Annotated in this window: 12 protein-coding genes; 5 read left to right on the top strand and 7 right to left on the bottom strand. The window is 45.0% G+C overall.

The features are described from left to right. Nucleotides 1–7 precede the first annotated feature (7 nt). Together GKS34_RS13525 and guaB are read left to right on the top strand one after the other, a co-directional pair. Entirely contained in the window at nt 8–1,198 is a 1,191-nt protein-coding gene (locus GKS34_RS13525) for an RsmB/NOP family class I SAM-dependent RNA methyltransferase (protein WP_163385375.1), read from the top strand. 180 nt (nt 1,199–1,378) lie between these two features. Then, nucleotides 1,379–2,857 (top strand): IMP dehydrogenase, encoded by a 1,479-nt coding sequence (gene guaB / locus GKS34_RS13520; RefSeq protein WP_163385374.1) that lies wholly within the window; start codon nt 1,379–1,381, stop codon nt 2,855–2,857. A gap of 83 nt (nt 2,858–2,940) precedes the next feature. Here guaB and GKS34_RS13515 read toward each other — a convergent pair whose 3' ends face one another. The 4 genes from GKS34_RS13515 to GKS34_RS13500 are packed head-to-tail and all read right to left on the bottom strand — an operon-like array spanning nt 2,941 to nt 6,088. Continuing rightward, entirely contained in the window at nt 2,941–3,504 is a 564-nt protein-coding gene (locus GKS34_RS13515; RefSeq protein ID WP_163385373.1) for an FKBP-type peptidyl-prolyl cis-trans isomerase, read from the bottom strand. A 17-nt stretch (nt 3,505–3,521) separates the two neighbouring features. After that, complete coding sequence (locus tag GKS34_RS13510; RefSeq protein WP_163385372.1) at nt 3,522–4,067, bottom strand: FKBP-type peptidyl-prolyl cis-trans isomerase; 546 nt, start codon at nt 4,065–4,067, stop codon at nt 3,522–3,524. Between the two features lie 55 nt (nt 4,068–4,122). Beyond that, entirely contained in the window at nt 4,123–5,055 is a 933-nt protein-coding gene (locus GKS34_RS13505) for an FKBP-type peptidyl-prolyl cis-trans isomerase (protein WP_163385371.1), read from the bottom strand. Further along, nucleotides 5,039–6,088 carry a DHH family phosphoesterase gene (locus GKS34_RS13500; RefSeq protein ID WP_163385370.1) on the bottom strand — a complete coding sequence of 350 codons (1,050 nt, stop codon included), beginning with the start codon at nt 6,086–6,088 and terminating at the stop codon, nt 5,039–5,041. The genes GKS34_RS13505 and GKS34_RS13500 overlap by 17 nt, the downstream gene beginning before the upstream one ends. A gap of 180 nt (nt 6,089–6,268) precedes the next feature. Between GKS34_RS13500 and GKS34_RS13495 the strand changes: the two genes are divergently transcribed. Next, entirely contained in the window at nt 6,269–6,691 is a 423-nt protein-coding gene (locus GKS34_RS13495) for a nucleoside-diphosphate kinase (protein WP_163385369.1), read from the top strand. Between the two features lie 145 nt (nt 6,692–6,836). After that, complete coding sequence (locus GKS34_RS13490; RefSeq protein ID WP_163385368.1) at nt 6,837–8,207, top strand: glycoside hydrolase family 140 protein; 1,371 nt, start codon at nt 6,837–6,839, stop codon at nt 8,205–8,207. A gap of 13 nt (nt 8,208–8,220) precedes the next feature. Here GKS34_RS13490 and GKS34_RS13485 read toward each other — a convergent pair whose 3' ends face one another. Further along, nucleotides 8,221–9,273, bottom strand: coding sequence for a lysylphosphatidylglycerol synthase transmembrane domain-containing protein (locus GKS34_RS13485; protein WP_163385367.1), 1,053 nt, complete (start codon nt 9,271–9,273; stop codon nt 8,221–8,223). 87 nt (nt 9,274–9,360) lie between these two features. Further along, nucleotides 9,361–10,116: a segregation and condensation protein A gene (locus tag GKS34_RS13480; RefSeq protein ID WP_163385366.1), complete on the bottom strand. Its 756-nt coding sequence runs from the start codon at nt 10,114–10,116 to the stop codon at nt 9,361–9,363. 182 nt (nt 10,117–10,298) lie between these two features. Between GKS34_RS13480 and dxs the strand changes: the two genes are divergently transcribed. Beyond that, nucleotides 10,299–12,224, top strand: coding sequence for a 1-deoxy-D-xylulose-5-phosphate synthase (dxs, locus tag GKS34_RS13475; protein WP_163385365.1), 1,926 nt, complete (start codon nt 10,299–10,301; stop codon nt 12,222–12,224). Between the two features lie 374 nt (nt 12,225–12,598). On the opposite strand, the gene GKS34_RS13470 is transcribed toward dxs, so the two are convergent. After that, nucleotides 12,599–13,201, bottom strand: coding sequence for a Uma2 family endonuclease (locus GKS34_RS13470; RefSeq protein ID WP_163385364.1), 603 nt, complete (start codon nt 13,199–13,201; stop codon nt 12,599–12,601). Nucleotides 13,202–13,364: the final 163 nt, after the last annotated feature.

Raw genomic sequence — 13,364 nt, 5'->3', positions numbered from 1 at the left:
AAAATTTATGAAGCTTTTTCCGAATACGGTAAATGGAGTAGTCAGGGCACTGGAAGAAATTTTTGACCAGCATCACTTTGCAGATAAAGTGATTGAGCGCATATTAAAATCAAATCCCAAATGGGGAGCCCGGGATCGGGCTTTTATTGCTGAAAGCGTCTACGAGATCGTCCGTTGGAAACGACTGGTTGAATACCTGAGTCCGGGAGCTGATTACTACCAGTGGTTCGGCACCTATTGGGTCCTCCAGGGAAACGCTTTACCGGACTGGAGGGAATTTAAGGGTATTAACCCTCAAGCGATTCATCGTAAAAAGGAGAAAATAACCCAAAGAACCTTGCTTCAGTCCATACCGGACTGGATGGACCAGATGGGACAGGAGCAACTTGGAGAAAAGTGGGAACAGGAAATTAACAGCCTGAACCAGGTTGCAGAAGTTGTATTACGGGTTAACACCCTAAAAACCAGCCGATCCCGCCTGAGGGAGCAATTGGAGGAGCTGGGAATCACCAGTTACCCGGTTAATGGCTATCCGGATGCATTGGTCCTTAAGGAAAGAAAAAATGTTTTCCGCACTCCTTTATTTAAGGAAGGGCATTTTGAAGTACAGGATGCTTCTTCCCAACTGGTCGCCATGGCCCTGGAAGCACAGCCCGGAATGCGGGTGATTGATGCCTGTGCCGGAGCTGGAGGCAAATCCCTGCACCTGGCAGCCCTTATGGAGAACAAAGGTCGAATTGTATCCATGGACCTGGAAGCCTGGAAACTGAAAAACACCAAACTCAGGGCAAGGCGGGCCGGAGTTTCCATTATCGAAACCAAACCCATAGAAGGGAGCAAAACGATTAAACGGCTGCATGAGAGTGCCGACCGCCTGCTTTTGGATGTCCCTTGTTCCGGACTAGGCGTACTAAAGCGGAATCCGGATACCAAATGGAAGTTAAGCCCTGAATCCATTTCTGCGGTACAAGTAATCCAAAAAGGCATTCTATCCCAGTATCCTTCCATGCTTAAACCCGGTGGAATACTGGTCTATGCCACCTGCAGTATTTTACCGTCGGAAAACAACCTTCAGGTACAGGCCTTTTTACAAAGCCCGGAAGGAAAATCCTTCGAGCTACTGGAAGAGACCCAGGTACTTTCCCAGGAAAGCGGCTTTGATGGATTCTATATTGCCAAATTGAAAAAGGGGGAATAATGCCTTTCGGTATTCATTTGACTTGGCAGTTAGCTGAGTAGTACGGTTACCTATCCAAAGAAAATTCCATGAAGCGGTAGGATCGGAGAGAAAAATAACATCTTTTTTCTCTTATCTATTGATCTGCATGTCAAAAACATTGTATCTTTGACGGGCAAATAGGGTTACTAACCATTTGCCATGAATCCGAACACAAATAAATTCCTCTTCGAAGCACTCACCTATGATGATGTGCTTCTGGTACCCGGATATTCCGAGGTCCTCCCACGAAATACCAATACTTCTACACAGCTTACACGGAATATTCGACTGCAAATTCCCTTGACCTCATCTGCCATGGATACGGTCACCGAGGCAGAGATGGCCATTGCTATAGCATTAGAAGGTGGACTGGGTTTTGTCCACAAAAATATGTCCATCGAGAAACAGGCCGCTCAAGTCCGGAAAGTAAAACGGTCCCAAAGCGGAATGATTTTGGATCCCATCACCTTGAACATAGATGCCCTGGTCAGGGATGCAGAAGCCATCATGAGAGAATACAATATTGGGGGAATTCCAGTGGTAGATAAAGATCGCTACCTAAAGGGAATCATCACCAACCGGGACCTGCGCTTTATTAAAGACATGAACCGGCCCGTTCGGGAAATCATGACTAAGGGTAACTTGTTCACTGCCAAAGCCGGGATTACGCTGGAACAGGCCGAAGAAATACTTCAGGAATATAAAATAGAAAAATTACCGATTGTAGATGAGGACTATAAATTAACCGGTCTGATTACCTACAAAGATATTCTCAAAAGGAAAGACAAACCAAATGCCTGCAAAGACGAATTTGGCAGGTTGCGCGTAGGAGCAGCAGTAGGGGTGACCTCCGATATAGTCGAAAGGGTAGAAGCGCTGAAAATTGCCGGTGTTGATGTGGTTTCCATTGATACGGCGCACGGACATTCCAAGGGAGTGATCGATACCTGCAAAAAAATCAAAGCTGCCTTTCCAGATTTAGAAGTAATCGTAGGAAACATTGCGACAGCGGATGCTGCCACTGCACTGGCGGATGCTGGTGCGGATGCGGTAAAAGTAGGGGTAGGTCCAGGCAGCATCTGTACTACCCGCGTAATTGCAGGCGTAGGCATGCCTCAGTTGTCTGCAGTTATGGAATGCGCAGGGGTTTTGAAAGACAGGGGAATTCCGGTAATTGCAGACGGAGGTATCCGGTATTCGGGGGATGTAGTAAAAGCCCTTGCTGCTGGAGCAAGTTCGGTAATGATCGGGTCTATCCTGGCAGGTACGGAAGAAGCTCCGGGCGAGATTATTATATTTGAAGGCAGAAAATTTAAATCTTACCGGGGCATGGGTTCTCTTGAAGCCATGGAATCGGGATCCAAAGACAGGTATTTCCAGGATGCTGAGGACAACATTAAAAAGCTGGTGCCGGAAGGAATAATCGGACGGGTAGCTTTCAAAGGGCTGGTTTCCGAGGTGCTGTACCAACTCGTGGGTGGCTTGCAGGCTGGAATGGGATACTGCGGAACAGCCACCATTCAAGACCTGAAAGACAATGCCAAATTTGTAAAAATTACAGCGGCAGGTGCCAGGGAATCGCATCCACATGATGTCAGTATCACCCGTGAAGCACCGAACTACAGTGCTAAAATGTAACTATGAAGTAGATTAATATTAGATTTAAAACAAAAAAACCCGGACAAACCGGGTTTTTTTGTTTTATTAAATCAGGCGATTCACTAATCCATTCCGAGAAAATCCACATCAAAAACCAAAACAGAATTGGCAGGGACCCGGACCACATTTTCATTGTCCTGATAGCCATACGGAGATGGGATGATAATGGTAGCTTTGGCTCCGCTTCTCAGCCGCTTGAACCCAAGACTAAAACCTTGAATAGCGCCACCCTGCGAAGCTGGCAAATCAACGAAAAATGAGAAGATATCGTAATTTCTTTCCTCATCGTATATATCGTTTTCAATGGCTACATCTTCCAAATTAGAATCAAATACAGATCCATCCAGTAAATACCCGGTGTAATTGGCGTATACCACATTCCCAGCGGTAGGCCGGGAACCCTCTCCTTCTTCTGTTACGATCACCACCACTCCGGATGGATCGTGGATCCGGTATAAACTGTCGTAGGAAGCTGTTTCCAGGTAATCTGCTATGATCTCCCGATCAATTGCCAGGTTTCCCTCCCGATCATATACCGGACCTCCAAACTGATTCAACCTATCTTCACAGGAAAAACCAAACAAAACGATAAAAAATAAGCAAGCTATCTTTGAAACTTTTATCATGAATTAGATATCTGAAATTAAGGTTGATATGGTCGTACTTCGAGCAGATCAAGTTCAAAAACCAACACCGAATTGGCTGGAATCGGGCCATTGGCCTGACTTCCATAGGCATAGGATGAGGGGATCAGAGCAATCGCTTTTTCCCCTTCTTTCATTTGAGAAAGCGCCCAATGCCAACCATTAATCACATTGGACATGCCCAACACTATTTCAAAAGGTTCGTATGTCCGGTTAGGATTGAAAACATCATTGGCCTGCGCTACCTGCTCTATAGAGGTATCGAAAACGGTCCCGTCCGTCAACATTCCGGTATAATTAACGGCGAGGGTATCCCTGACCTGTGGCAATTCCTCTGATTCAACTTCCTCGGTGAATAAAAGCACAATACCGGTCTCCTCAATGGTTTCTCTGCGGGTATACTCCGTTTCTACCGTTTGAATGTATTCTTCGATCTTCTGCAGGTCCTGCTCAAATACGACATCCAGATTTTCCTCATCGGAAATACAAGACGAAATCGTACCCAAGACTGGTAGCAATGCCAAAATAAAGATGCTTTTTCTCATGGTAGTAGTACTATGGTTTAGTAGGTATATTTCCTAATTTCCGGCACTTACCGGATTATTGCTTTTCTACATCCGTCACTTCGACATCAAATATCAAAATAGAATTGGGTACAATTATGGCTCCGCGCTGACTGGGCCCGTAAGCCAGAGGAGACGGAATCAGAAATTTGGCTTTTGCACCTTCCTTCAAAAGCTGCAAACCTTCATCCCAACCCGGAATAACCATTCCTTCTCCTACATTGAAACTAAAGGGCTCGTAGGGCCTGTTTTCATCATAGGTATTCGCTTCTTTCGCTTTGCTTTCCACGCTGGTATCAAAAACGGTCCCGTCCAGTACATAGCCCGTATAGTCTACAGAGATCTTATCTCCCTGTTCCACTTGCGGTCCGTTACCTTCTTCCTCTATGACGTAAAAGAGACCTGATTCTGTCCTGTTGGCATCAAGATTATTTTCCTCGATATACGCTTCCAGTGCGCTAACGTCTTCATCCAACTGTACCCCAGCTTGTTCCGCTTGCTTCCTTTGCTGTTCGGCTACCAGATCGTTGAAGTAATCTTCGAAGACAGCCTCTTCGAGTACATTGATTACACCAATACTGATGGTAACCATTTCGTCATTATCCAAAAAGGGCGGCACTCCTCCTCCAGCAGCAAATATCTTTTCGGCAGTAGCGGTAATAACAATGCTATCCCCATTATTCAGATTGAGGAATATCTCATCGATACCCGTTTTCGCTTCGGCAGAATCCAGATGCTGCAAATAGGGAGGAACTGGCTGATCATAACTGGAGATAAAAAGCGAGTCGCTTCCTGTCTTTGCTGTAAAGTGATAGACCACAAATTCACCATCCTTGGTCTTATCGTCCCCTTGTTCTACATAGGTGTATTCTATCCCATCTGAGGTGGTTTGTGTTTTTTCGCAAGAATACAATAGGCTGCTGGCTGCCAGCACCATAGCACCTAAAACTAAATTATTGATTTTTTTCATCGACTAATGCTAATTGATTAAATAAGATATGTTTGTTTTCTTTCACTAATGTCTCGAATCGCTTCATGGTATCCTCCAAAGAAAGGCTGGAAATACCTCCGGAAGCGTTCTTATGTCCCCCTCCATCAAAATAGGTAGCCGCAAACTTATTGACGGCCACATCTTCCGATGAACGAAAGGAGATTTTTACCCCGTCCTTTCTTTCGGTAAACAAAGCTGCAATTTTAATACCATCTAAAGACAGGGCATAGTTTACCAAGCCTTCGGTATCTCCGGTCTGCGATTGGTATTTTCTAAGGTCTTTCTTGCTTATTCCAAAATAAGCAGTGTTTAGTTCCGGTAAAATGGTCAACCTCCTCGTTAGCGCAAAGCCCAGAAATTTAAGCCTGTTGACGGAATAGGTATCGTAAATCAATCGGGAGATTTTGGAATTGTCCGCTCCAAGACCAATAAGTTCTGCCGTAACCAGATGTACATTCTTGGTCGTATTTGGGTGCCGGAAGCCGCCTGTGTCAGTCATGATTCCTGAATAAAGGCATTCTGCCATGTCTTTATCGATCAAGTCCTTATCCCCCACTTTCACCATCAAATCATACAATAATTCGCAGGTGGCGGCGGCTTTGGTACTTGAAAAGCTAAAGTCAGCAAAATCATCCGGATCCTGGTGATGATCAATATTCACCATAAAAGCATTGGATGCCCTTACCGCCTCTTCCATTCCTTGTAAACGCCCAAGATTGGAAAAATCCAGACAAAATAAGATATCCGCTTCCCCGATCAGATTTCTGGCTTCATCCACCTGTTGCTTGTCCTCAAAATTGATAACCTCGTCGTTACCTTTCATCCAGTGAAGGAAAGAAGGATAATCGGAAGGTGTGACCACAGTGACCTGATGCTTTTTCTTTTTCAGGTATAGTGCCAAGGCCAATGAAGAGCCAAGGGCATCTGCGTCAGGTTTATGATGGGTGGTGATAATGATTCTTTTGGACGAAGCAGATGAAATCTGTTCTTTAAATAGATCTAATTTCTGCATGTGTAATTTTTGACTACCGCATTTTAAAAACACGGACGACAAAGTTCTGTATAATTTTCTGAAATTCCCAATGCCATTTTACCTGGACTCAGGTAGTTCATCGGGAAATGAATCCATTCCTTCGGTCTTTCAGAGAAAAGACGTAATTTTGCCTGCGAATCAAACAATTCTATCTAGTCTATGGCTACCAACAGAACATTTACCATGATCAAACCTGATGCTTTTGGCGCAGGAAACTCAGGTGCAATTTTAGAGATGATCGAAACCGCAGGTTTTAAAATTATCGCTTTAAAGGCTACCCGACTCACGGAGGAACTTGCCGCCGAATTTTACCTGGTACACAAAGAGCGACCTTTTTATGCTGATTTATGCCGGTACATGTCGTCAGGCCCAATCCTTGCCGCCATCTTGGAAAAAACTAACGCGGTGGCAGATTTCAGATCCCTTATCGGTGCCACCAATCCCGAAAATGCAGCAGAAGGAACCATTCGAAAACGTTTCGCCACTTCCATAGAAGCAAATGCCATTCACGGTTCCGATTCGGATGAAAATGCCCTTATTGAAGGCAATTTCTTTTTTAATGCCTTCGAACACCAAGGATAAATCTTTCTCCCTTCCTTACAAAGAGCTTCTTGCAGGAAGGGAGAAATTTTATGATTTTTTAACATTATTTCGGAGTACTGATTCTTATTTGCCGATTCATTTTGATTTTTTTTTATCTTTCTATCATCATTAACCTATCCCCACCATGAACACAAAACCTTTCCTTGCCCTCTGGTTGGTTTTTTTCCCATTGTGTTTTGTCTTCGGCCAGGAAACGCTACCCAGACTTAAGGTATCCGATAATCAGCGCTTTTTGGTAACAGAAGAAGGAAATCCGTTTTTCTGGATGGCGGATACGGCCTGGGAACTCTTCCACCGCTGTGACCGGGAAGAAGCCGCCCATTACTTGAAAAAACGGGCCGAACAAGGCTTCAACGTAGTGCAGGCAGTAGCCCTTGCGGAAATTGACGGCCTCAATACTCCGAATCCTTATGGAGAAACACCTTTGGTCAATAATGATCCCAACCAGCCTAATCCCGCTTATTTTTCACATGTAGATACCATCCTACAAATGGCAGCAGCGCAGGGGATCTATGTCGCTCTGTTGCCTACCTGGGGCGATAAGGTATTTACCCATTCCTGGGGAAAGGGTCCGGAAGTCTTTACCGAGGAAAATGCCATGGCTTTTGGCTATTGGATCGGCAACCGGTACAAAGATCAATCCCATATCATTTGGGTCATAGGAGGGGACCGTAATCCAAGAGCAAAGAGTTCGGATGAAGCTATTTGGAGAGCCCTGGCTTCCGGCATTGGCGAAGGAGTCGGAGGCCATGACAAGGCCTTGATGACGTTTCACCCACAGCCCGCAGGACCGGGGGGGTCAAGTAATTGGTTTCACGATGACGATTGGCTGGATTTCAACATGCATCAAACCGGCCATTGCGCCAACCAACCTACTTACAAAAAAATCAGTCACGATTATGCCTTGCAACCGGTAAAACCTACCCTGGATGGCGAACCACTATATGAAGACCATCCCAATTGCTTCAATGCCAGGGAACTTGGATACAGTCTACCAGAAGATATCCGCCGGATCATGTACTGGAATGTATTTGCAGGTGCTTTCGGACAGTCCTACGGCTGTCACGATGTCTGGCAAATGTATACAACCGAAAGGGAAGGCATCAACGGGCCTTTAAGACCCTGGAAAGAAGCTTTGTATCTACCCATGGCCAATCAAGTGAAACACTTGAAAAACCTGATGCTCAGCAGGCCTTTTCTGACCCGCATCCCGGCACAGGAGATGATTATCGGTACTCAGGAAGACAACGAACATTTTGTAATCGCCACCCGGGACAGCGAAGGAAGCTATGCCATGATTTATTTCCCTACGGGCAAACCCTTGGTGGTAGACTCTCGCTCCCTAACTTCAAAAACCTTGCAAATCACCTGGTACGATCCCCGAACCGGAAATGCAATTGACGCAGGATTTACTAGCAGTGCTCCTGATGGTGAATTCACTCCTCCCACTAGAGGAAAAGGCAATGACTGGGTGCTAATTCTGGACGCCGTCTGATACGCGGTATTTATTAGTCCTTCTTTTTGAAAAACACCTGCCGGATCCAGCGTGGCAAAAATATCGCTCCTAAAAGCAGGTAGGGATAGTACGAAAACATCCGCCATAGAATGCTGGTAACAAAGGTGTACCCGGTCAGAAACTCATTAAAGAACTGGGCAAAGAAAAACTCCGCCGTGCCGCTGCTACCTGGTGTAGGACTGATCATCATCACGATCCACATGATAATTTGTCTGGCAAAGATGACTACATGCTCAAATAAGCTCAGGCTCTCATAGGCTGCTATCAGGGCATTTAGCATAAAATAGCGCGATGACCAGATGAAAATCGTAGTTACAATGATTAGCAGCCAGTATTTCAGGTTCTTCCCTTTAAACTCTTTACTGGCTTCAATGATTTGGTCACCGTAATTATTGGCCTCGTATTTCCACTTTTTCAACCACCGTATTGAAAATAGTCTCAACAATATCCACTTAAAAACCCGCGGCCTGTAAAACAATGCCAGCGCCATAAGTAAAGAATACAAGGTATATAGCGAATAACTGACCCAAAAAAGATATTCCAAACTGTTTCCTAACCGCATTTCCAAAACCCTGCTTTCGGGAAATATGTGCCCTTGGGCCAGATAAAGAATTACAGGCGCTCCCAACACAAAAAACAAGTTGTCCATGATAGCCGTCAGCATGGTAAATGCCAAAGCCTTTCCCAGTGGAATTCCTTCTTTGTGAAGAATAAATACAGCCACTGCAGTACCTCCTACGATGGAAGGCGTAACCGCAGAGGCAAATTCCCAAAGTATGATGACATAAATGGCCCTGCCCCAGCTTAGGTGCTTGTTTGTGATTTCGCGTATTCGAAATACATAGCCTGCATCCCGAAGAAAAATAAATACCAGCGCCAGCAACAGTGACCAAATGGAAGCATCAAACACCCCCCTTAGGGTTTGGGCATTGACGGTGGGATCCAGGTAAAACATAAGAAACACAATCCCAATCCCAATCAATACAGGAACCCAAACCTTATTCGGATTTAAGGTTTTAAAAATTTCCCTATTGTCTAATTTCATATGTCTATAATTGTCTTTAAGCGGCCATATGGAATCTCGCATGCTTTATAATCATCCCTCTGTGTGTCGCTTGCGTCATGCTCGATTTCATAAGTTTTCTACAGGTATGGCTTCCAGTTTTTCAACCCAAAAATTATTAAACCCTTCGCCGATTTTTATAGTCACCATGGCAAGCTGCAGCAATTCAAGAATAGCTAAAAAGGTGTAAATCACAAAAATCTTATCCGGTTTATAAGCTATAAAATCTGAAAATGGGATTCGCGGTTTTTCATTTAGTTTATCCAGCACCAGCATTTTCTGTTGCTCAATTGTATAGGGATACTGGATAACGGTATGCTTGGTTTCATCGCTTCTGTGGGCGTATTTTGTGAGCACTTTTTGGTACACTTTTAATAGTCGGTACAGATCCAGGTCTTGTAATTCGGCATCTACCTGGTCCGTTTTTGTTAACTGCTTCAATTCGGAAACGACATTACCTCTGTCAAATCGGCTCATGCGTTGTTCTTCCAGATTCGCCAGTTCGCCAATTACTGACTTGTACTTTTTGTACTCTAATAAATGCCTGATTAACTCTTCCCGAGGATCAATTTCCTCTCCGTCTTCATTAAACTCCGGCCTGGGAAGCAGCATTTTGGATTTAATTTTCATTAAAGTGGCCGCGAAAAGAATAAATTCACTGGCCACTTCGATTTCCATTTTCTCCAGTTGGTGGATGTAATCCAAAAAATCACGGGTGATTTTGGAAATGGGAATATCGTATATATCCAGCTCATCCCTTTCTATAAAAAAGAGCATCAGGTCAAATGGTCCTTCGAATAAAGGTAATTTGATTTCAAAACTCACTGGATACGATTATTTTTTGTTATTTTTGCACTTCTTATTGAGTTCAAAGGTATCATATATCTTTCTAATTCAATAGGCATCTGAATAATTTCCCTCATGGCATGGTGGCCTGAATAATTATTGGTAATATTAAACAATCTACTGCCACCGGGGTTATAAATTTTTATAAAGAAAAGCGGCATATGCAAATAGAACCTGGAAAATTACTCAGGGAAATCCATAATCCGGAAGACCTAAAAAACCTCAGTAAAGACCAATTGGTTCAAATCTGTGATGAGCTGAGGCAATTTATTATCGACCATGTTTCCGTATATGGAGGACATTTCGGTGCCGGCCTGGGAGTTGTGGAAATGACCGTCGCTTTGCATTACGTATTAAATACACCTGACGACCAACTGGTATGGGATGTGGGACATCAAGCCTACGGTCATAAAATCCTTACTGGCCGAAGGGATGAATTTCACACAAACAGACTTTACAAAGGCCTTTCTGGTTTTCCAAAACGAAAGGAAAGTCCTTACGATGCGTTTGGAGTCGGTCATTCCAGCACCTCCATCTCGGCAGCTTTGGGAATGGCCATGGCCTCTAAATACAAGGGAGAGGATAAAAGACAGCATGTAGCGGTTATTGGAGACGGTGCCATGACCGGAGGAATGGCCTTTGAAGCCATGAATCATGCCGGTGTATCGGATACCAATCTGCTCATCATTCTGAATGACAATTGCATGTCCATAGACCCAAACGTCGGGGCATTAAAAGACTACCTGACCGATATTACTACCTCCCATACCTATAATAAGGTCCGGGATGAAGTGTGGACTCTCCTGGGTAAAATCAGCAAATTTGGTTTCAGTGCACAGGACGTGGTCTCCAAAGTGGAAGGTGCCATTAAATCGACGCTACTCAAACAAAGTAATTTATTTGAATCCCTGAACCTTCGTTATTTCGGACCAGTAGATGGTCATGATGTCAATCACCTGGTAGAAATTCTGAATGATCTGAAAGACATACCCGGACCAAAAATTCTGCATTGCATTACCGTAAAAGGAAAAGGTTTCGCTCCGGCTGAAAAAGACCAGACCAAGTGGCATGCACCCGGAAAATTTGACAAAATCACCGGGGAAATTTCCAAGAAAATACCCACCTCCCCACAAGCGCCCAAGTACCAGGATGTTTTTGGGCACACCCTGGTAGAACTAGCTGGACAAAATGAAAAAATTGTAGGCGTTACCCCAGCCATGCCCTCCGGATCGTCTATGAATATCATGATGAAGGCCTTTCCTGAAAGGTCTTTTGACGTAGGCATCGCCGAACAACACGCCGTTACCTTTTCGGCCGGGTTGGCAACCCAGGGGCTTACGCCTTTTTGCAATATTTACAGCACGTTTATGCAACGGGCCTATGATCAGGTAATTCATGACGTATGCCTTCAAAACCTTCCGGTGGTCTTTTGTCTGGACAGGGCCGGTTTTGCCGGAGCCGATGGCCCCACGCACCACGGTGCCTACGATTTGGCCTTTTTCAGGTGCGTGCCCAACCTGGTGGTGAGTGCCCCGATGAATGAAGAAGAACTGAGGAATTTGATGTTGTCGGCTTCCGAACATGAGGGACCGTACTCCATTCGCTATCCCAGAGGACAAGGGGTCATGCCCGATTGGAAACAGCCGCTTCAAAAAATTCCTACCGGACAAGGTAGAATCGTGAGGGAAGGAAAAGACATTGCCCTATTGAGCATTGGCCACGTAGGCAATTACGCCGTTGAGGCGGCAGCAAAACTTCAGGCCAAAGGCATCGACATGGCACATTACGACATGCGGTTTGTAAAGCCATTGGACGAGGCCCTGCTTCATGAGGTTTTCAGCAAATTCGACAAGGTGATTACCGTCGAAGACGGCTGTCTGATGGGAGGCTTTGGAAGTGCCGTTCTGGAATGGATGGTAGACCATGATTACCAGGCCAAAGTAAAAAGATTGGGAATACCTGATGAGGTCATAGAGCATGGAGAGCAAATTGAATTGCATCGTGAATGTGGATTTGACCCCGATGGAATTATTGCCGCTGCAAAAGAAATGCTCGGAACGACCGTTTCGGAAAATTTGAAGTACTAAAGGTCGGGCAGGATTTACCGGAAATCTGATTTGAAGTTTACCGATGACGACCGATATACTATCAGCGAGAACTGCGTTTTTTTAAATAGAGAAACCTGGATGATGATGTGTTTTTTGCAACTCATTGGACGACGGAATGAGATAGGAACAAAGAGAACGTGAACGAACAAAAAAGGGGAGTCACAAAACGCACAAAGGCTGCACTAAGAACACGAAGTAGTATTAAAAAATCCTCTGTGCCCTTTGTGGTTCTTTGAGTCCTCTGTGACAAAAAATTAGAGGTTCTAAGAACACTGTAATTGCCTGCCTGCCGCTAGTGCCATCCTATCATCAAACCTTCACATGATCAAAGTAGCAATGCTCAGGACCTGCGTCTACAACTCCCCAAACACCTCATCCAGATCCAAGACAAACCCTGAAAGAACTTGAGACTTGACTTCGTCTCCCATCGTAAATAACCGGGAGGGTCGGTATTTTCCAGCTTCCAGGGTATAGATCAGCAAGGTACGCTCGTCGGGATGAATGACCCAGTATTCTTTTACACCAGAGGCTTCGTACACCTCATATTTCAATTGCAGCTCTTTCTTATTATTTCCCGGCGACAGGATCTCCACAATCAGGTCCGGAGCACCCACGCAGCCCAGCTCATCCAGCTTCTCCGGGTCGCATACCACACAGAGGTCCGGCTGTACCACGGTATCGATGTCCTTATGCTTTCTGGAATCAACCGGAAGGCGCACATCAAAGGGGGCGGTATATACCTTACAGCTTCCTCCTTTTAAAAATCCGTGAATTCTCGTAACCAAGGCTACTGTAAGCCCCTGATGGATTCTACGAGGAGCCGCTGCAGCCTGCCGGAATACTTTTCCCCGGATCAACTCCACCATCTCATCCAGCTGCCAGGAAAGGTAATCCGCATAGGAATAGCGTCCATAGGCGGAAAACGGTTCTTTAACTTTATCTTGAGGCTTTTCCATATTTTGCGCAAACCGAAAATGGTTACTAAAGATAATAAGATTTGGGCAAATCCACCAGGGTCCAAAATCGGTATATTGAATGCGATCGCAAATGTTTAAAGTACTGCCGGTTCCTTCGTTCCCTTTACTACGACAGGTCACTGCGCAGCAAACCTGGGCTCCG

Origin of the sequence: Cyclobacterium jeungdonense (assembly GCF_010994275.1) — a bacterium.
GTDB lineage: Bacteria > Bacteroidota > Bacteroidia > Cytophagales > Cyclobacteriaceae > Cyclobacterium > Cyclobacterium jeungdonense.
The sequence above is the reverse complement of the archived record's forward strand: the minus strand, read 5'-3'. Positions and strand labels throughout refer to the sequence as shown.